General features: G+C 34.8%; 18 protein-coding genes and 1 pseudogene. 14 read left to right on the plus strand and 5 right to left on the minus strand.

Translation table 11 applies throughout. The features are described from left to right. Positions 1-74: 74 nt before the first annotated feature. Positions 75-356: a hypothetical protein gene (locus BWGOE10_RS11120; RefSeq protein WP_070142512.1), complete on the minus strand. Its 282-nt coding sequence runs from the start codon at positions 354-356 to the stop codon at positions 75-77. Between the two features lie 234 nt (positions 357-590). Between BWGOE10_RS11120 and BWGOE10_RS11125 the strand changes: the two genes are divergently transcribed. The 8 genes and pseudogenes from BWGOE10_RS11125 (at position 591) to BWGOE10_RS11155 (ending at position 10,447) form a co-directional block, all read left to right on the plus strand. Further along, positions 591-1,736, plus strand: a complete 1,146-nt coding sequence (locus BWGOE10_RS11125) for an MFS transporter (protein WP_070142514.1) — start codon at positions 591-593, stop codon at positions 1,734-1,736. Between the two features lie 247 nt (positions 1,737-1,983). Further along, a pseudogene (locus BWGOE10_RS33350) lies at positions 1,984-2,177 on the plus strand (cytoplasmic protein); the annotation flags it as partial. A gap of 414 nt (positions 2,178-2,591) precedes the next feature. Then, entirely contained in the window at positions 2,592-3,713 is a 1,122-nt protein-coding gene (gene mmgD / locus BWGOE10_RS11130; protein WP_002099992.1) for a citrate synthase, read from the plus strand. A gap of 98 nt (positions 3,714-3,811) precedes the next feature. Beyond that, positions 3,812-5,248 (plus strand): 2-methylcitrate dehydratase, encoded by a 1,437-nt coding sequence (gene prpD / locus BWGOE10_RS11135; protein ID WP_070142516.1) that lies wholly within the window; start codon positions 3,812-3,814, stop codon positions 5,246-5,248. Between the two features lie 18 nt (positions 5,249-5,266). Further along, complete coding sequence (gene prpB / locus BWGOE10_RS11140) at positions 5,267-6,175, plus strand: methylisocitrate lyase (protein ID WP_070142518.1); 909 nt, start codon at positions 5,267-5,269, stop codon at positions 6,173-6,175. Between the two features lie 155 nt (positions 6,176-6,330). Beyond that, a complete protein-coding gene (locus tag BWGOE10_RS11145; protein ID WP_070142520.1) occupies positions 6,331-8,040 on the plus strand; it encodes an acyl-CoA dehydrogenase family protein in 1,710 nt (569 codons plus the stop codon). 16 nt (positions 8,041-8,056) lie between these two features. Next, on the plus strand, positions 8,057-8,947 hold the full coding sequence (locus BWGOE10_RS11150) for an NAD(P)-dependent oxidoreductase (RefSeq protein WP_070142522.1): 891 nt from the start codon (positions 8,057-8,059) through the stop codon (positions 8,945-8,947). Between the two features lie 39 nt (positions 8,948-8,986). Continuing rightward, complete coding sequence (locus BWGOE10_RS11155; RefSeq protein WP_070142525.1) at positions 8,987-10,447, plus strand: CoA-acylating methylmalonate-semialdehyde dehydrogenase; 1,461 nt, start codon at positions 8,987-8,989, stop codon at positions 10,445-10,447. A 131-nt stretch (positions 10,448-10,578) separates the two neighbouring features. Here BWGOE10_RS11155 and BWGOE10_RS11160 read toward each other — a convergent pair whose 3' ends face one another. Both BWGOE10_RS11160 and BWGOE10_RS11165 read right to left on the minus strand, forming a co-directional pair. Then, complete coding sequence (locus tag BWGOE10_RS11160) at positions 10,579-11,211, minus strand: LysE family translocator (protein WP_098786321.1); 633 nt, start codon at positions 11,209-11,211, stop codon at positions 10,579-10,581. Between the two features lie 156 nt (positions 11,212-11,367). Then, positions 11,368-12,420, minus strand: coding sequence for an enoyl-CoA hydratase/isomerase family protein (locus tag BWGOE10_RS11165; protein ID WP_070142528.1), 1,053 nt, complete (start codon positions 12,418-12,420; stop codon positions 11,368-11,370). Positions 12,421-12,776: 356 nt separating this feature from the next. Between BWGOE10_RS11165 and BWGOE10_RS11170 the strand changes: the two genes are divergently transcribed. The 5 genes from BWGOE10_RS11170 (at position 12,777) to BWGOE10_RS11190 (ending at position 18,085) form a co-directional block, all read left to right on the plus strand. Beyond that, a complete protein-coding gene (locus tag BWGOE10_RS11170) occupies positions 12,777-13,034 on the plus strand; it encodes a hypothetical protein (protein ID WP_001119412.1) in 258 nt (85 codons plus the stop codon). Positions 13,035-13,219: 185 nt separating this feature from the next. Beyond that, a complete protein-coding gene (locus BWGOE10_RS11175) occupies positions 13,220-13,459 on the plus strand; it encodes a DUF2584 family protein (RefSeq protein ID WP_070142530.1) in 240 nt (79 codons plus the stop codon). A gap of 15 nt (positions 13,460-13,474) precedes the next feature. Beyond that, a complete protein-coding gene (locus tag BWGOE10_RS11180; protein ID WP_070142532.1) occupies positions 13,475-14,632 on the plus strand; it encodes an exonuclease SbcCD subunit D in 1,158 nt (385 codons plus the stop codon). Continuing rightward, entirely contained in the window at positions 14,629-17,718 is a 3,090-nt protein-coding gene (locus BWGOE10_RS11185) for an AAA family ATPase (protein ID WP_070142534.1), read from the plus strand. The genes BWGOE10_RS11180 and BWGOE10_RS11185 overlap by 4 nt, the downstream gene beginning before the upstream one ends. Before the next feature lie 133 nt (positions 17,719-17,851). Beyond that, positions 17,852-18,085 carry a hypothetical protein gene (locus BWGOE10_RS11190; RefSeq protein WP_131798959.1) on the plus strand — a complete coding sequence of 78 codons (234 nt, stop codon included), beginning with the start codon at positions 17,852-17,854 and terminating at the stop codon, positions 18,083-18,085. A 101-nt stretch (positions 18,086-18,186) separates the two neighbouring features. Here the strand turns inward: BWGOE10_RS11190 and BWGOE10_RS32835 are convergent, their stop codons facing one another. Continuing rightward, positions 18,187-18,360: a hypothetical protein gene (locus BWGOE10_RS32835; RefSeq protein ID WP_001143088.1), complete on the minus strand. Its 174-nt coding sequence runs from the start codon at positions 18,358-18,360 to the stop codon at positions 18,187-18,189. A 400-nt stretch (positions 18,361-18,760) separates the two neighbouring features. On the opposite strand from BWGOE10_RS32835, the gene BWGOE10_RS11195 reads away from it, so the two are divergent. Beyond that, positions 18,761-19,060: an ArsR/SmtB family transcription factor gene (locus tag BWGOE10_RS11195; protein ID WP_070142537.1), complete on the plus strand. Its 300-nt coding sequence runs from the start codon at positions 18,761-18,763 to the stop codon at positions 19,058-19,060. A 62-nt stretch (positions 19,061-19,122) separates the two neighbouring features. On the opposite strand, the gene BWGOE10_RS11200 is transcribed toward BWGOE10_RS11195, so the two are convergent. Then, positions 19,123-19,308 (minus strand): YkvS family protein, encoded by a 186-nt coding sequence (locus tag BWGOE10_RS11200; protein WP_002148107.1) that lies wholly within the window; start codon positions 19,306-19,308, stop codon positions 19,123-19,125. Positions 19,309-19,448 lie beyond the last annotated feature (140 nt).

Consider the following 19,448-nt stretch of genomic DNA (forward strand, 5'->3'; position numbering starts at 1 on the left):
CACTTAAGGAATCGCAAAAAGCGGTTCCTTAAGTGCTTTTGTATTTAAAAAGGTCGTGATTTCTTACAATTTTTTTAAATATTAAAAGTACCATAGAAATTTTGAAAGTAAATTGATGGGAAATGATAAAAAATTTGAGTCGGAGGTATTGGAGGATAGCTTGGGTTATAAAAGCCAGTACTACTAGGATGTGTACCATGATTCCAATAAGAAGGGGTGAATTGGCCAGGAGTTTGGAATTGTTGCCAAGCAGCAGGAAGCTCGATACCAACATCGGAACTAGCTGTATGAACGGCGGGGACATGTATTGAAGGAACTGACGGAACCGCAGTAATTATTCTTGGTGATACCCACATGAAACGATCACTCCTAAGTTTAATAATAAAATAGTATATTCTATTAGAACATATAAAGGTACATATATAGGGTTTTTGCTTAAAACATAGGTATAAAGTCGTAAGACCAACTTAAATTGATGGTGGACCATTTATTATGAAAAGATACGTCTATTAGCGGAGGGACAAGGAACATGAAAAATATACAATTGATGTGTTGATTGTAATATTTTACGTGTTTATGGAGGAATTTAAATGGAACGATTATGGACGAAATCATTTATTCAAATGACTATCGCGATGTTATTTTTATTTACAGGGTTTTATTTACTTGTTCCAACGCTCCCGCTCTTTATTAAAGAGATAGGTGGAAGTGAATCACAAGTTGGACTGATGATGGGAGTGTTTACAATAGCGGCGGTTGTAATACGACCGATTATTGGAGGAATGTTAGATCAATATGGTAGAAGATCTTTTATTATTTTCGGACTCATCTTTTTTGGGATAACGATGTATTCGTATAATTTAGCAGCGACTATTGTCCTTTTAGCTGTTTTACGCGTTATTCACGGAGTGACGTGGGCTGTTTCTACAACAGCAGTTGGGACAGCGATAACTGATATTATTCCAGATTCACGTCGTGGTGAAGGAATGGGCTGGTATGGCATGGCGATGACAATCGCGATGGCAATTGGCCCGATGATTGGATTATGGGTTGTACAAAATTATTCATTTCATGGTCTATTCCTTTTAGCTACGATTTTATCTTTTATGGCAGTCGCATTATCATTAATAACGAAAATGCCATTCACGCCACAAAAAGAAAATGGGAAAATTCAGCTGTTTGAAAAATCCGTTTTATCAATAACGATTGTTGTATTCTTTTTATCATTTGCATATGGAGGAATTACAACGTTTTTACCGTTATTTGCATCATCAATTGATGTGAATCCTGGGACATTCTTTCTTGTATATGCAATTGCCTTAACAATTGTAAGGCCGATTTCAGGTAAATTATTAGATAAATATGGAGAAGTATTTATCATACTCCCGGCACTATGTATTACTATTTTAGCGATAGTTGTATTAACTATTTCAAATGGTTTGACAGGTGTAATGATTGCAGCGGCATTATATGGTGTTGGATTCGGTTCAGCACAGCCCGCTTTACAAGCAGCGATGCTGACAATTGTTGATCCTAGTAAAAGAGGAGTTGCTAACGCTTCATTCTTTACCGCTTTTGATTTAGGGATTGGATTAGGTGCGATTTTACTTGGAGTTGTTTCACAAATGTTTGGTTACCGTATTTTATTCGCAGGTAGTGCAATTTCAGGATTAATAGCTTTAATTATATTTGTCATTTTTGTAAAACAACGATTAGGCAAAAAAGATTTTGCGTAAACAGGAAGAGCGAAGGTGAAAATTTCAATTGAACATGATGCTCTACGATGGTTTAAGGAAGAATTGTGTATAAAAGTATGATGAATCGATTTGATTTATCCCGCTATTTGCGGGCAGTAAGACTCCCATCTCAAAATTCGGCTGGAGCAAAGAAGTTAGGCGGAAGCCCTGCTACCCGTAAACGCCCGATTGGTGAAGGCTAATAATCAGTGGGGATGAACAAAACTCCAATTGATTAAATTTTCACTTTATTGTAATGTGCGGAGGAAATAGCTCAATTCAGCTCGGAGATTCTTTAGGAATTGTTTCTGAGAAACTAGATGGGGAAATAGTGTCAGTTGAGAAAGACGGTAGTTTATTTTTATAGATTTTGATGATCTTTCGTACTTTCAAAACTATGAATTAGTTGTAAGCTATCGTAAAGAAACGGAAGAAATTTAATTTAATTATGTAAAATAATAATTTTATTAAAAATAAATAAATTTTATATAAGAATTATATTTATGGGAATATGAAATAAATATTATAAAAAACGAGCTGTGCATGAATGCAGCTCGTTTTTTTATATTTGTTAAAGAAAAAGAGGTTAAAGGTATATTTAGTGGGATTATATGGATAATTGTTATATTTCGTTTTAAAAAATTGCAAACGGATGTCCGTCCTTTCTTTATAAAAGATGAAAGTTATTTTTGAAAAATTGTATTATTACATCGGTAAAAGTATAGGAAACTTATCATTATAAAATAAATTGAAATCTTCTAAAAACTCTGATACATTGAAATAGAAATGTAGTTTCACAGTATTGTAAAGGCTTACAGTTATGTGCACGAAGATCTATTAGGATTGGAGGAAATAATGATGAAAGCTGAAGAAAAATTTTCCCCGGGATTAGATGGTGTAGTAGCAGCGGAGACGAAAATTTCGTTTCTTGACACAGTAAAAGGTGAAATTGTAATTCAAGGGTATGATTTAATCGAACTCTCAAAAACAAAAGAGTATTTAGACATTGTGCACCTGTTATTAGAAGAACATCTACCGAATGAGGATGAAAAAGCAACAATTGAAAAGAAATTAAAAGAAGAATATGCAGTGCCAGAAGGTGTATTTAATGTGCTAAAGGCATTGCCTAAAGAAACGCATCCTATGGATGGGTTACGTACAGGTGTGTCTGCATTAGCTGGTTACGATAGTGATATCGAAAACCGCTCATTAGAAGTAAATAAAAGTCGAGGGTACAAGCTTTTAAGTAAAGTGCCAAATATTGTAGCGAATAGCTATCATATTTTAAATAATGAGGAGCCAATTGAGCCTCTTCAGGAATTGTCATATAGTGCGAATTTCTTCTATATGTTAACTGGGAAGAAACCGACTGAACTTGAGGAGAAGATCTTTGATCGTTCCCTTGTTTTATATAGTGAACATGAAATGCCAAACTCTACATTTACAGCGCGTGTAATTGCGTCAACACAATCGGATTTATACGGTGCTCTAACAGGTGCAGTTGCATCTTTAAAAGGAAGCTTACATGGCGGTGCAAATGAAGCTGTTATGTACATGCTTTTAGAGGCTGGCAATGTTGAGAAGTTTGAAGAGTTACTACAGAAAAAACTATATAACAAAGAAAAAATTATGGGCTTTGGACACCGTGTTTATATGAAGAAAATGGATCCAAGAGCACTTATGATGAAGGAAGCTTTAAAACAGCTATGTGATGTAAAAGGTGATTATACACTATATGAAATGTGTGAAGCTGGAGAGAAAATCATGGAGAAGGAAAAAGGCATTTATCCGAATCTTGATTATTATGCAGCACCAGTATATTGGATGCTTGGTATCCCAATTCAACTGTACACACCAATCTTCTTTAGCTCTAGAACAGTAGGACTATGTGCGCACGTTATTGAGCAACATGCGAACAATCGTTTGTTCCGTCCACGTGTAAATTATATTGGCGAGCGACATGCATTTAGTAAATAAAAACAACTGGGGAGTTGTTAGCGCCGCCCGCCGGATGGGTGTTTGACCGACACCCATCATTAATAATAACGAATTTTCGACAGAAAGGGAAGAATAGCATGATTAAAACAAATGAAATTAAACAAAAAGATGCATTATTAGAAGAAATTACGGACTATGTATTAAATAAAGAGGTTACAAGTGCAGAAGCATTCAGTACGGCTCGCTACGTATTACTTGATACACTTGGATGTGGAATTTTAGCACTACAATACCCAGAGTGTACGAAATTATTAGGACCAGTTGTACCAGGAACAATCGTGCCAAACGGTACACGTGTGCCAGGAACTTCTTATGTACTAGATCCAGTAAAAGGTGCATTCAATATCGGATGTATGATCCGTTGGTTAGACTATAACGATACTTGGCTTGCAGCAGAGTGGGGACATCCATCTGATAACTTAGGCGGAATTTTAGCAGTTGCAGATTATATTAGCCGTGTTCGTATTTCAGAAGGAAAAGAACCATTAAAAGTACGTGAAGTATTAGAAATGATGATTAAAGCACATGAAATTCAAGGCGTGCTTGCTTTAGAAAACAGCTTAAACCGTGTTGGTCTTGACCATGTATTATACGTAAAAGTAGCAACAACTGCTGTAGTTGCAAAAATGCTTGGCGGAACACGTGAAGAAATCTTTAATGCATTATCACATGCGTGGATTGATAATTCTAGTCTTCGTACATATCGACATGCTCCAAATACTGGATCACGTAAATCATGGGCAGCAGGTGATGCGACGAGTCGCGGTGTTCATCTTGCAATGACTGCTTTAAAAGGTGAAATGGGTTATCCAACAGCATTATCTGCGCCAGGATGGGGATTCCAAGATGTATTATTTAACAAACAAGAATTAAAATTAGCTAGACCACTAGAGTCTTATGTAATGGAAAATGTATTATTTAAAGTATCATATCCAGCAGAATTCCATGCACAAACAGCTGCAGAATGTGCAGTGAAATTACATCCGGAAATTAAAGAAAGATTAGATGAAATTGATCGTATTACAATTACAACTCATGAATCAGCAATTCGTATTATCGATAAAGAAGGTCCATTAAATAACCCAGCTGATCGTGATCATTGTTTACAATACATTACAGCAATTGGTTTATTAAAAGGAGATATCGTTGCGGACGATTATGAGGATGTAGTAGCAAATGATCCACGTTTAGATGAATTACGAAATAAGATGGTTGTTGTTGAAAACAAACAGTACAGTTTAGATTATCTTGACCCGAACAAGCGCTCAATCGCCAACGCTGTTCAAGTTCATTATAAAGATGGTACTGTAACAGAAAATGTGGAATGTGAATACCCACTTGGTCACCGTTTCCGTAGAGACGAAGCGATTCCAAAAGTTGTTCAAAAATTCACTGCAAATATGGCAGGTCATTATTCTAGTAAGCAACAAGAACAAATTCATGAAGTTTGTTTAAATGAAGAAAAACTAGAAAATATGAATGTAAACGAATTTGTAGATCTATTCTTAATTTAATAATAGGGGGAATTTAGAATGGCTTGGGTTGTGAATAAACAGTCAACACAAGAGGAGCTTGCGAATGGCTTCCGAGCTTTAGTAGAAGCAAATGAAATTTTGCAAATTCCAGGTGCTCATGATGCAATGGCGGCTCTTGTTGCGAAAAATACAGGTTTTTCAGCTCTTTATTTATCGGGAGCAGCTTACACTGCAAGTAAAGGGCTACCAGATTTAGGAATCGTGACATCTACTGAAGTAGCTGAAAGAGCAAGAGATCTAGTTAGAGCTACAGATTTACCAGTTCTTGTGGACATTGATACAGGATTTGGTGGAGTACTAAACGTAGCGAGAACAGCTGTAGAAATGGTAGAGGCAAAAGTAGCGGCTGTTCAAATTGAAGATCAACAATTACCAAAGAAATGTGGACATTTAAATGGTAAGAAACTTGTTACTACAGAAGAATTAGTTCAAAAAATTAAAGCGATTAAAGAAGTTGCGCCAAGCTTATATATTGTAGCACGCACAGATGCTCGCGGTGTAGAAGGACTAGATGCTGCGATTGAAAGAGCGAATGCATATGTTAGAGCAGGTGCAGACGCAATTTTCCCAGAAGCGCTTCAATCGGAAGAAGAATTCCGTTTATTTACTAGCAAAGTGAATGCACCTTTACTAGCAAATATGACTGAGTTTGGGAAAACACCATATTATAGTGCAGAGGAATTTGCTAATATGGGCTTCCAAATGGTGATTTATCCAGTAACATCGCTTCGAGTTGCTGCAAAAGCATATGAGAATGTATTCACGCTAATTAAAGAGACTGGTTCTCAAAAAGATGCACTTTCTAATATGCAAACGAGAAGCGAGCTATATGAAACAATTTCATATCATGACTTTGAAGAATTAGATACTGGAATTGCAAAAACAGTATTATCAGAGGATCAATAGATAAAACAACTAAGGCGATGAGAATACATCTTTGGCAAAACGAACTGCTTGATGTGAAAATTCATCGCCTTCTGTTTTCAATAATAAGATATTCCACTCATCGTAGACGAGCATATGCAAAGAGCAATGAAGGCCGAAATGATAGGGGGATTCAGATGGAGAAAACGAAGTTACCTTGGGATGAATTTTTTTCACTCAATAAAGATGTGAACAATACTTTCTTTACACCAGAAGATTTTTCAGGGGATGAAGATTTAATTGCAAAAACGACAGAACAATTCGTTAAACAAGAAATTGTTCCACAAATTGAGAACATTGAACAACATAACTATAAAGTTTCTCGTCAATTATTTGAGAAAGCAGGGGAACTTGGATTATTAGGCATTGAGGTACCAGAAGATTATGGCGGGTTCGAGTTAGGAAAGGCTGTCTCAGGTCTTGTAGCAGAGAAAATGGGTTACGCTGGTGCATTTAGCGTTTCTTTTAATATACACGCCGGTGTCGGTACATTGCCTTACATATATTACGGAACGAAAGAACAGAAAGAAAAATATTTACCAAAAATCGCATCGGGAGAATGGATTGGGGCTTATGCTTTAACTGAGCCAAATGCTGGTTCTGATGCATTAAGTGCAAAAACGAGTGCAGTATTGAATGAAGAGGGTACTGCTTGGAAGTTGAACGGTGAGAAGCAGTGGATTACAAATGCTCATATGGCAGATGTATACGTTGTTTTTGCGAAGACAAATAAAGGAATGACAGCGTTTATTGTCGAAAGAACATGTGAAGGTGTATCAATAGGATTAGAAGAAAAGAAGATGGGGATTAAAGGTTCTTCAACAGCGACGCTTATTTTAGAAGATGTTGTTATCCCTGCTGAAAATGTTTTAGGGGAAGTTGGGAAAGGGCATCACGTAGCTCTTAATATTCTTAACTTCGCTAGACTAAAACTTGCTTTTGGAAATATTGGAACAGCAAAACAAGCAATCGGTTTGTCGGTTCAATATGGAAAAGAGAGAAAACAGTTCCAAACTGAATTAGTGGACTTTACGATGATTCAAGAGAAAATTGCCAATATGATTATTTCTACATATGGAGCAGAAAGTGCAGCTTACCGTACAGCAGGTGTAATTGATGAAGCAATTCATGAGAGTGATGAGGACCTTATGAAAAAAATGTCCCAATTTGCAATTGAATGTGCACTGAATAAAGTGAACGCTTCTGAAACACTTGCTTATATCGTAGATGAGGCTGTACAAATTCATGGTGGATACGGTTATATGCAAGAATACGAAGTAGAACGTTTATATCGTGATGCTAGAATTAGTCGTATTTTTGAAGGGACGAACGAAATTAATAGATTAACAGTTGCTAAAATGTTAATGAAACAATTCGAGCAAATTGAAGATCATGTAGTAGAAAGTGATATATCAAATGTAGAAAGAAACCATCGTTACATTTTATTATCGAAAAAATTGTTGAAACAATCTTTGAAAACGCTCTCTAAAACTCCAGGCTTAAAAATTGAGCAAGAGCAAGAATATTCACGCGTATTATCAAATATGTTGACGGACGTGTACGTCATGGAATCAGCATTTTTACGTACGAGGAAAGCAATAAGTAAAAATGGCGAGGAAAAAGAGCGTACGAAGCAAATGATAACAGATGTTATTTGTGAAGAAGGATATCGTAAAGTAGAAGAAGCTGCGATTTCCATTCTTTCAGCAGCTGTCGCAGAAGAACAAAATAGACAAGAAATATTAGCTGAAATCCGTCAATTATTAGTGCCTTTATACACGAACGTATTTACGAAAAAGAGAGAAATTGCGAAAGTTATTATAAATCGCGGAAAATATATTGTGTAAATAGGAGGAAAGCGATATGAAAAAGATTGGTTTTATCGGTTTAGGTAACATGGGTCTTCCAATGTCTAAAAATTTAGTTAAATCAAGTTACACAGTATACGGAGTGGACTTGAATAAAGAAGCCGAAGCTTCTTTTGAAAAAGAAGGTGGAATTATCGGTTTATCAATCTCGAAACTAGCAGAGACATGCGATGTGATTTTTACAAGCTTACCATCACCTCGTGCTGTTGAAGCGGTATATTTTGGGGCAGAAGGGTTATTTGAAAATAGTCACTCTAATGTAGTTTTAATTGATACAAGTACAGTATCTCCACAATTAAACAAACAGCTAGATGAGTCGGCGAAAGAAAAGAAAGTAGACTTTTTAGCAGCGCCTGTTAGTGGCGGGGTAATTGGTGCAGAAAACCGTACATTAACGTTTATGGTTGGTGGATCAAAAGAGGTATATGAGAAAACTGAATCTGTCATGGAAGTACTTGGAGCGAATGTTTTCCATGTCAGTGAGGAGATTGATAGCGGTACCACTGTTAAATTAATTAACAATCTATTAATTGGTTTTTATACAGCTGGTGTGAGTGAAGCTTTAACATTAGCGAAAAAGAACAATATGGATTTAGATAAAATGTTTGATATTTTAAATGTAAGTTACGGTCAAAGTAGAATTTATGAGCGTAATTATAAAAGTTTCATTGCATCAGAAAATTATGAGCCTGGCTTTACTGTAAATTTATTAAAGAAAGATTTAGGATTTGCGGTAGATTTAGCTAAAGAAAGTGAACTTCACTTACCAGTAAGTGAGATGCTATTAAACGTATATGAAGAAGCGAGTGAGGCAGGATATGGTGAAAACGATATGGCTGCTTTATATAAGAAAGTTAGCGAACAATTAATTTCTAATCAAAAATAGTGCACATATAAAAACCATGATAAAAAAGGAGAGAATATAATGATTACAACTGAAATTAAACGAGTGAAAAATCATATTAATGGCGAATGGGTAGAATCTACTGGTACGGAAGTAGAAGCGGTTCCGAATCCGGCAACTGGAAAAATCATTGCTTACGTTCCACTTTCTCCAAAAGAAGATGTTGAAAAAGCTGTTGAAGCGGCAAAAGCGGCATATAAAACATGGTCTAAAGTGCCAGTTCCAAATCGTTCAAGACAACTATACAAATATCTACAACTGTTACAAAAAAATAAAGATGAGCTTGCAAAAATCATTACGCTAGAAAACGGTAAAACGCTAACGGATGCAACTGGTGAAGTACAGCGTGGTATTGAAGCGGTAGAACTTGCAACATCAGCACCAAATTTAATGATGGGACAAGCTCTTCCGAATATTGCTAGTGGAATTGATGGATCGATTTGGCGCTACCCAATCGGAGTTGTTGCGGGTATTACACCGTTTAACTTCCCGATGATGATTCCATTATGGATGTTCCCACTTGCAATTGCTTGCGGTAATACATTCGTATTAAAAACATCTGAAAGAACGCCACTTTTAGCAGAGCGACTTGTAGAGTTATTCTATGAAGCTGGTTTTCCAAAAGGGGTATTAAATTTAGTACAAGGCGGAAAAGATGTTGTAAATAGTATTTTAGAAAATAAAGATATTCAAGCAGTTTCGTTTGTTGGCTCTGAGCCAGTGGCACGCTACGTATATGAAACAGGTACAAAAAATGGTAAACGTGTACAAGCGTTAGCAGGTGCGAAAAACCATGCGATTGTTATGCCGGATTGCAACCTTGAGAAAACAGTACAAGGTGTAATTGGATCTGCGTTTGCAAGTAGTGGAGAGCGTTGTATGGCATGCTCAGTCGTAGCGGTAGTAGATGAAATCGCTGATGAGTTCATTGACGTACTAGTAGCAGAGACGAAAAAACTAAAAGTGGGGGATGGTTTCCACGAAGATAATTACGTTGGACCGTTAATCCGTGAATCTCATAAAGAACGTGTTTTAGGCTATATTAATAGCGGTGTAGCAGATGGGGCAACTTTATTAGTAGATGGCCGCAAGATTAATGAAGAAGTTGGAGAAGGTTACTTTGTTGGTGCAACGATCTTTGATGGTGTAAATCAAGAAATGAAAATTTGGCAAGATGAAATCTTCGCTCCAGTATTAAGTATTGTGAGAGTAAAAGATTTAGAAGAAGGTATTAAACTTACAAATCAATCGAAATTTGCGAATGGTGCTGTTATTTATACATCAAGTGGTAAGCACGCACAAACATTCCGTGACAATATTGATGCTGGTATGATTGGTGTAAACGTAAATGTTCCAGCACCAATGGCATTCTTCGCATTTGCAGGAAATAAAGCGTCCTTCTTCGGAGATCTTGGTACAAACGGTACGGACGGCGTTCAATTTTATACACGCAAAAAAGTTGTAACTGAGCGTTGGTTTTAATATAGTGAAACTTTAATCAGTAGGGGTTTTCTCCATCCCCCACAGATTATTAGCCCGCACCAATCGGGATAAATAGTATGTAATTTGTTACATAAAAAAGCCACTCTTTAGAGTGGCTTTTTTATTGTGTATTAATTATTTTTTTCAAATGCTAATTTAATACCGAACCCAATTAAGACAATTCCTGTAATCCCTTGAATATAACGCTGTGTCTTCGGTTTTTTCATAAAGGCACTAATTTTATCAATTAAAAATATATAAAAGGCAAACCAAATGACTGTCAAAATGAGATAAGTAAGCCCCATAACGAGCAGTTGTATAAATGTATTATGATTTGGATTTAAAAACTGTGGTAAAAAGGTTAAAAAGAACACTGCAACCTTAGGGTTTAATAAATTTGTAAGAAATCCTTGGCGAAAGCAAGAAGTATGTTCATTGCCATTATTCATAGGGATGTCATTTTTATTTTCATCTGCTTTGTTTCTTACTGCTAATAGGGCTTTTATACCAATATAGATTAAATAAAGAGCACCAACATATTTAAAAATGGAAAATAAAAGAGCAGACTTTACAATAAGTGCTGAAAGACCAATTACAGCTGCTAAAGTATGAATTAAAAGTGCAACACATGTACCGAGAACTGTTTTTACACCGCCTATTTTGCCAGCAACCAATGTATTTTTAGTAGCCATTGCTGTATCAGGACCAGGTAAAATAATAAGACAAATGGACATAATAATAAATAGAAAATAATTTTCCATAATGTATCCGCCTTTCTATTTTGTTTTTAGAAAATTCGATTAACGTTAGTTTAGCACAGATTTTGGTTAAATTGAATTAAATTTTGTTTAAATGTATTTAATGAAAAAAGAGACCATATACAGTAGCTGAGAATGAGCTACTATATATGGTCTCTATGCTTAAGCTTTAAGCAAGTTAAAGAAACGATTTACATCTTCTTCTGAAACATCACTTAATTGTTTATATTTATAATTTGGATTTTGATCTTTATCAACTACAACGGAGCGTACTCCTTCAAAGAAATCTTCATGTCTCATGAAGTTTTTAGCGAGTATAAGATCTGTCGCGAAACATTCTTCAACGGACTTCTCTTTGCCATCGATAAACTGTTTTAATGTTACTTTTAATGAAACAGGGGATTTTGATAATAGCTTTTCTTTCGTTGTTTGGGCAAATGGACTTTGATCTTTCTCTAACGATTGAATGATTCCCTCAATTGTATCGAATGCAAAATGCGAATTAATTTCTTCTAATGAAGAAGAAAGATTGCCATCTATGTTTGGAGCAGTTGCAAATGTACGAATAACTTCTTTTAAATGAGTATGTACATCTTCTTTTTTCCAATTTACATTTTCAAGTGCGGTAAGGAAATTTGGTAATGAATCTGATGTCATAAAGTAATCAGCAGCGTTAATATATAATACATCAGGAGCTTTTAAAATGGATGCTGTTAAAGCAACATATCGACCAGTATATCCAGGTGCTTTATTTAAGAAATAAGCAGCACCGACATCAGGGAAGAAACCGATGTTCATTTCAGGCATTGCCCACTTCGTACGCTCTGTTACAATTCGATACGTAGCTCCATTTGTCAGACCGACACCACCACCCATTACGATCCCATCTAAACAAGCGATAATTGGTTTTTTGTATTGATAAATAAATGTATCAATTTCATATTCTTCTTCAAAAAACTGCTCTGCATGTTGTAATGCAACTTCGTTAGAACGTGCCTCGTATAGCGTTTTAATATCACCACCTGCACAAAAACCTTTCGTCCCAGCTCCTTTTAAAACGATGAGTTCAATACGCTCATCTTGCTCCCATTCTTTAAGTTTTTTCCCAATGGGCTGTAACATGTTATAGGATAAAGAATTGAGTGCTTTTGGACGGTTTAAAGTAATTGATGCAACGCCGTTTTCGCTAACAGAAAATAAAACGTGTTCAGTCATAATAAATCCTCCCTTACTTATCTTTCTATTCTTATTTCTTGATACATGTTGGAATGTCCTCTATAATTTTTGTCTAAATTAGGTGCTTAGTGTTATTATTTATCGCATATTTTGGCGAGTTATATTTGCAGGATTTCAGAGAATGAAGAGGAATATTACAACATTACTGTAAGCGCAATTATTTGAAATCATAGTGTTGAAGGCGCTATTATATGTATAACTTATATTGAGTTAGTATACGTGGCGTAACAATACATTAAAGAGTGGATGTAGAAAAGGTTAAAAAGCTGAATTATCTAACTTTTAAAGGGCGTGGGGTTTGTATATAATTAGAAATAGAGAAAGGAGAGATCGGAATGCCAGGACCTTTACTATTGTCGGTTATTATTTTGTCATCTCTTATGGTAGGAATTACACAGTATTTTCATCATACAGATACGACGGAAGAAGTGAAGGATAAAGTGCGTCTCGTGTTTCCGATTTTTATAATATCTATTTCCATATGTTTTTTATTAAATAAAGACGGGTATGTTGTAGCCGTATTCGCGTTTTTTGTAGCGATTGTATTAATAACTGTATTGTACTACGTTATGAAAGAGTACTTACAAAAATAAGGATGCCTGAAAGGGCATTTTTATTTTTGTAGATTGATAATTTCACATACCGTATTTTATATAAAAAAACATAAAATACTTATAATTAAAAAAGTATGTACATCGTAGTGTATTTACTTGTCAATCTTGCATGACCACTATACTATTAAAATGTAGAGATTAGAAAAAAAGGGGTTGTATCTAGCATGAAATTTGAGATGCACACAAAAATTATTTCAAATGAAAAAGAAGTAAGAGTACATATAGAAGATAATTTATTCCAATTAATTTTAGATGGTTATCATCTATTTACTGTTCAAGAAATATTACCTTTATATAAATCAAACGAAGAAAGAATCGGTAGTGCAATTGTCCAAAAGTTAGAATGGGAGAACGGAAAAACTACACTAAACTATCAACTTGTTTCACTACAATCAGTAAACTAAAAGGAGAAGGGTAATATGAAGTTTTTTCATACAGCGGATTGGCATTTAGGTAAGCTTGTTCATGGCGTATATATGACTGAAGATCAAAAAATTGTGTTAGATCAGTTTGTACAAGCTGTTGAAGAAGAAAAACCGGATGCTGTAATTATTGCAGGAGATTTATATGACCGAGCAATTCCACCTACAGAAGCAGTAGACTTATTAAATGATGTATTACAAAAGATAGTAATTGATTTACAAACACCAGTAATCGCAGTTGCAGGAAACCACGATAGTCCAGACCGCATACATTTTGGTAGTAATTTAATGAAAAAACAAGGATTACATATTGTGGGACAATTCCAGTTTCCATACAATCCTGTAGTTTTAAATGATGAATACGGAGAGGTTCATTTCCATCTCGTTCCGTATGCAGATCCAAGTATTGTTAGACATATATTGAAAAATGAAGATGTTCGTTCTCATGATGATGCGATGCGTATTTTTATGAACGAACTCTCTGAAACGATGGATAAAGAAGCGAGACACATATTTGTAGGACATGCATTTGTAACTTCTTCAGGAGAGGCAGAGGAAAATACGAGTGATGCAGAACGCCCACTTTCAATTGGTGGTGCTGAATATGTAAATAGCCATTATTTTGATAAGTTTCATTACACGGCGCTTGGCCATTTACATCAAGCGCATTTTGTACGTAATGAGACAATTCGTTATTCAGGTTCGCCACTTGCATATTCTATTTCTGAAGAAAAGCATAAAAAAGGATATTATATTGTGGAACTGGATGAAAAAGGGGAAACGACAATTGAAAAACGTTTACTTACACCCCGTCGTAAAATGCGTACAGTAGAAGCGAAAATAGACGATTTATTGCTTCATCCAGTAAATGAAGATTATGTGTTTGTGAAATTATTAGATGAAAATCCTGTCTTGCAGCCAATGGAAAAAATACGTTCTGTATACCCAAATGCAATGCATGTTGAAAGGTCTATTCAAAGACGAGAGTTCACAGATGAAAATGAAGTAACTATTTCAAGACATAAAACAGATGATTTATCACTTTTAAAAGCTTTTTACAAAGAAATGAAAGGGTTAGAGTTATCAGAAGAGAAAGAACGTCTATTTTTAGATGTGTTGCAAACAGTGCAAGAACGGGAAGGTGAGCGAGGATGAGACCGATTCAGCTTATTATGACGGCATTTGGTCCATATAAACAGAAAGAAGTAATCGATTTTAACGATCTTGGCGAACATCGTATTTTCGCTATTTCTGGTAATACAGGGGCCGGCAAAACAACGATTTTTGATGCGATTTGTTATGTGTTATATGGAGAGGCTAGTGGGGAAGAGCGTAGTGATACAAGCATGCTCCGTAGTCAATTTGCTGATGATAATGTTTATACAAGTGTGGAATTAACCTTTCAATTAAAAGGGAAAAGATATGAAATAAAACGACAGCTTGGTCATAAAAAACAAGGAAATAAAACAATTACAGGACATGCAGTCGAATTATATGAAGTAGTTAATGAAGAAAAGGTTCCTTGTGTCGATCGTTTTCATGTAACGGATGTAAATAATAAAGTGGAAGATTTAATTGGATTAAGTAAACATCAATTTAGCCAAATAGTAATGTTACCGCAAGGTGAGTTCCGAAAACTATTAACTTCTGAAACAGAAAATAAAGAAGAGATTTTACGTCGCATTTTTAAAACAGATCGTTATAAGTTAATGCGTGACTTACTAGATCAAAAACGCAAACAATGGAAAGACGTCTTACAAGAAAAACAAAAAGAACGAGAGCTATATTTCCGTAATGTCTTTAAATTACCAATACGTGATGGAGCATTATTAGAGACATTAGTAGAGAAAGAGCATGTAAATACACATCAAGTAGTAGCGGCACTAGAGCAAGAAACAACTTCGTATAAAGCGGAAGTTGAGCAATTACAAGTAGAACAAAATGCCAAAACGAAGCAATTAAAAGAAGCAGAGATACGTTTTCATGCAGCAAAATCTGTAAATGAGAAATTTAAAGATTTAGAACAAAAGAAAGAGAAATACAATGCTTTACAAGAAAACCGTACAGTAATCGAAATGAAAGAAAAATCTTTTAAACGTGCGGAACAGGCGAAGCGATTATTACCATTTGAACAATGGTATGAGGAAGCAATGCAAAATGAGAAAAAATCTGAAAGCTTATTGAAACAAATACTTGAAAATAAAGAACAAATTATGAAAAACTTCGTACTTGCTCAGGAGAAATATGAAGCATTAAAGTTTAAGGAATCTGAGCGAGAAGATGCGAAAAAGCAAGTTCAAAGACTAGAAGAGTTACAATCGATTATTGCATCATTAGCTGAGAAAAAGTTGAATTTACAAAATGCTGAAATACAAATTGGAAAATTAAAAGAAGGTATGCAAAAGCTAAATCAACAATTAGAAGAGCATACGAACCAAAAGCAAATAATGTCTAGCGAATTACAGAAATTAGAAGAAGCACTAGAGCAATATGTAGCTAAAGTAGAAGAACTAACGAATATGCGAGAAGATGCAAAAGTATTAAAGCAAGCATATGATGTATGGCAAGAAAAACAAAAATATGGACAAGAAAAAGAAACTGCTTATAACAAAATGCAAATAGCAGTTAGTGTATATGAAAATATGGAACGCCGCTGGTTAAATGAGCAAGCTGGTATATTAGCACTTCATTTACATGATGGTGAGTCTTGTCCGGTATGTGGGAGTACAAATCACCCGAAAAAAGCTACAGAGCAAGGTGATGCAATTGATGAAAAAGAATTAGAAGATTTAAGAGAAAAGAAAAATGCCGCGGAGAAATTGCATGTTCAATTAGAAGAGAAATGGAATTTCTATCTATCACAATATGAACAAGTGATAGAAGAGGTACTGAAGCGTGGGTACCACTCAGGGGAATTGGTAGAAACATACAGCGCGCTCGTGCAAAAAGGAAAGCAATTGGCAGCGGAAGTAACTACGCTAAAAGCAAGTGAAGAAACAAGAAAACAAGTTGTAGCAAAAATGAAAAGCGTAGAAGAAAAAGTAGACAAATTACAAATTCAAAAACGAGAAGCGGAAACAATGATGCACCGCACAGAAATGGAATGTTTACAACTTCGTACGTCCTATGAACATGATAAGAAAAACATTCCGGAAAACTTACAAACAGTGGAAGCTTGGAAAGTACAGTTTGATCATGCTGCGCAAGAACTTCGCTCTATGGAAGATGAGTGGAAGAAAGTTCAAGAAGCGTATCAGCATTGGCAAAATGAAAATATACGTATTCAAGCAGAACATGATAGTGCCTCTAAGCAATTTGATAGTGTAAAAGAGAAGAAGGAAGAGACTTTCACCCGCTTTATGAAAGAGCTAGAACAAAGCGGGTTTACAGATCAACAAACGTATACAGAAGCAAAATTAAAAGACGTTGAGATGGAACTGTTACAACAAGAGATTCAAAGTTATTATTCGTCTCTTGAAGTGCTTGCAAAACAAATTGAGGAATTAAGTACTGAATTAAAAGATAAAGAGTATATGGATATTACTTCTTTAGGTGAACAAATAAATGAATTGGAAATTAACCTAGATATTATTAAAGAAAAACGTCAACGCGCTCAAAATGCAGTAGCATATATTTCAGATTTACATGAAAATATTAGAAGAATTGATGAACAAATTCATGACGAAGAAAAAGCATTCCAAGAACTTGTTGATTTATATGAAGTAATGAAAGGGGATAACGAAAGTCGTATATCCTTTGAACGTTACATCCTAATTGAGTACTTAGAACAAATTGTTCAAATTGCGAACGAAAGACTACGTAAACTATCAAATGGACAGTTCTATTTAAAACGAAGTGAGCGAGTTGAAAAGAGAAACCGTCAAAGTGGATTAGGCTTAGATGTATACGACGCATACACTGGTCAAACACGCGATGTAAAAACATTATCTGGCGGTGAGAAATTTAACGCATCGCTTTGCTTAGCGCTCGGAATGGCAGATGTAATTCAAGCATATGAAGGTGGTATTTCCATCGAAACGATGTTTATTGATGAAGGATTCGGCTCATTAGATGAAGAGTCATTAACGAAAGCAGTGGATGCTTTAATCGATTTACAAAAATCAGGCCGATTTATCGGTGTAATTTCACACGTTCAAGAACTGAAAAACGCAATGCCAGCTGTATTAGAAGTAACGAAGCAGAAGGATGGGTGTAGTCAGACTAAGTTTGTGGTGAAATAAGTTCGAAAAATACTGTGGGTATTCGATAGATACTTATATTTTGCAAAAAGAACTAATTTCAAGTCGGTTTATTTTGGAGTCAATTATACTTCAAAATAACACCGGCTTTTTTATATGGATTTATCTATTCTTTGTGATTTTAGTTTATAAAGTTATAATATGGGTCGTCGGCCTCTGCCTCTCTTCCATCTTCATAGTAGATGAAGATGAAAGAGAGAGATTCGGTAATAAGGAAAAGCGTATTAGTACTGTTAAAGGACAAGAATCTGTAGAGGTCTTTAGAACGACATTTGGAGATGAAAAGTTATTTATTGTGAATCCAAACACTGTGTATTATGATCAAGCGTTTACGGTCGAATTTAAATAAATTTATGTAGATGGATTCTTCAAGTCGACTAAAAGCGGAAATTATGATGAACAAAACGCCGTCTCTTCATTGAAGGAGGCGTTTTGTATTGAACGATGCAGCTATGAGTTATCTGAAGAAGGTGGCGTATTTGCCAAACGGTTATAACTTTTAAAGGCTGAAATTGCCGATATAACACCACCTGTTAAAAATAAAGCTGATCCACCAACTAAAATAATACGACTGACATACGTTTCGCGAGCTTCTTCAACTTGTTCTTGTGACGGTGTAGGCATATAAAATCCCCCTTAATAAAAATATGTTTTGTAATAGTATATACAAACGCCTACCATGTGTTAAAATCGGTGGATAGTTATATGTAGAATCATCTAGTTGTTTTTTTGTTTATATCGTTATAAAAAGATTATGGGAAGTTAAAAGGATTCTTTTGTACTTGATAGGATTCAAGGTAATTAAAAAATCTTCATCATAAATTTATGGTAACTTCACATGCAGCACATATTAAAATTGTATTATGTATATGTGCCAAATAAATAAAATAAATAGCATTTCTGTTTTTGATGAAATAAAATCCTATTATTTCTATATAAGGGTCTAAGTTGCATATTGGGGATTGTGGTTTTCTTTAGAAATGGATCTAAATAAAAAGGAATCAATATAAAAGGGGAATGTCTTATGACAACATATACGAGCGAGATAAAAAAAACTTTAGTTACTGAAGAAGATGTAGATATTTTAAAAATTATGGCGCATCCAATACGTTTACAAATTGTAAATGAATTAAGTGTCCGTAAAACTTGTAATGTAACGCAATTAACAGAAATATTAAACATTCCGCAATCGACTGTTTCACAGCATTTATCAAAAATGAAAGGTAAAGTGCTAAAAGCAGAGAGAAGAGGATTAGAAATTTATTATTACATTAATAATTTAAAAGCAAGCAAGATTGTTAATGTATTAGGATATATAAACTAATAGATAATTATTGTACAAAATAGTCCCTCTGTTATAAAACAGAGGGACTATTTTGTATTTCATTATTTGTTTGTATTTAAGATTTTGTAGTTTTTATGATTCACAATAGTTCGATCAAATTCAAAAGTACCACCATTTACATCTGTAATTTCAACTAAGACAGATTCAGTGTACAGTTTTAATACAGAGCCAGTGATTTTTAGGTTATTTCTTTGAAAAAGTATAGTATCCCCTACGTTTGCTTTCATAGTACCTCCTCATAAAAGACAGAATTGTTTGTTTATTATATATATTAAACCACGTATAGTTATAATAGTGAATATTTAGTTTTGTTTATCAATAAAATATTTGTTATTTAATAAAAAACATAGAGTAACATTATGTTAAT

Source organism: Bacillus mycoides (assembly GCF_001757995.1).
GTDB classification, from domain to species: domain Bacteria; phylum Bacillota; class Bacilli; order Bacillales; family Bacillaceae_G; genus Bacillus_A; species Bacillus_A mycoides_B.

Excerpts from the sequence above, each read along its gene's own strand:
- BWGOE10_RS11175 (WP_070142530.1), top strand. The coding sequence starts at position 13,220 with ATGAAATTTGAGATGCACACAAAAATTATTTCAAATGAAAAAGAAGTA.
- mmgD (WP_002099992.1), top strand. The coding sequence starts at position 2,592 with ATGATGAAAGCTGAAGAAAAATTTTCCCCGGGATTAGATGGTGTAGTA.
- prpD (WP_070142516.1), top strand. The coding sequence starts at position 3,812 with ATGATTAAAACAAATGAAATTAAACAAAAAGATGCATTATTAGAAGAA.
- BWGOE10_RS11165 (WP_070142528.1), bottom strand. The coding sequence starts at position 12,420 with ATGACTGAACACGTTTTATTTTCTGTTAGCGAAAACGGCGTTGCATCA.
- BWGOE10_RS11120 (WP_070142512.1), bottom strand. The coding sequence starts at position 356 with ATGTGGGTATCACCAAGAATAATTACTGCGGTTCCGTCAGTTCCTTCA.
- BWGOE10_RS11180 (WP_070142532.1), top strand. The coding sequence starts at position 13,475 with ATGAAGTTTTTTCATACAGCGGATTGGCATTTAGGTAAGCTTGTTCAT.
- BWGOE10_RS11125 (WP_070142514.1), top strand. The coding sequence starts at position 591 with ATGGAACGATTATGGACGAAATCATTTATTCAAATGACTATCGCGATG.
- BWGOE10_RS11150 (WP_070142522.1), top strand. The coding sequence starts at position 8,057 with ATGAAAAAGATTGGTTTTATCGGTTTAGGTAACATGGGTCTTCCAATG.
- BWGOE10_RS11195 (WP_070142537.1), top strand. The coding sequence starts at position 18,761 with ATGACAACATATACGAGCGAGATAAAAAAAACTTTAGTTACTGAAGAA.
- BWGOE10_RS11200 (WP_002148107.1), bottom strand. The coding sequence starts at position 19,308 with ATGAAAGCAAACGTAGGGGATACTATACTTTTTCAAAGAAATAACCTA.
- BWGOE10_RS32835 (WP_001143088.1), bottom strand. The coding sequence starts at position 18,360 with ATGCCTACACCGTCACAAGAACAAGTTGAAGAAGCTCGCGAAACGTAT.
- BWGOE10_RS11145 (WP_070142520.1), top strand. The coding sequence starts at position 6,331 with ATGGAGAAAACGAAGTTACCTTGGGATGAATTTTTTTCACTCAATAAA.
- BWGOE10_RS11155 (WP_070142525.1), top strand. The coding sequence starts at position 8,987 with ATGATTACAACTGAAATTAAACGAGTGAAAAATCATATTAATGGCGAA.
- prpB (WP_070142518.1), top strand. The coding sequence starts at position 5,267 with ATGGCTTGGGTTGTGAATAAACAGTCAACACAAGAGGAGCTTGCGAAT.
- BWGOE10_RS11170 (WP_001119412.1), top strand. The coding sequence starts at position 12,777 with ATGCCAGGACCTTTACTATTGTCGGTTATTATTTTGTCATCTCTTATG.
- BWGOE10_RS11185 (WP_070142534.1), top strand. The coding sequence starts at position 14,629 with ATGAGACCGATTCAGCTTATTATGACGGCATTTGGTCCATATAAACAG.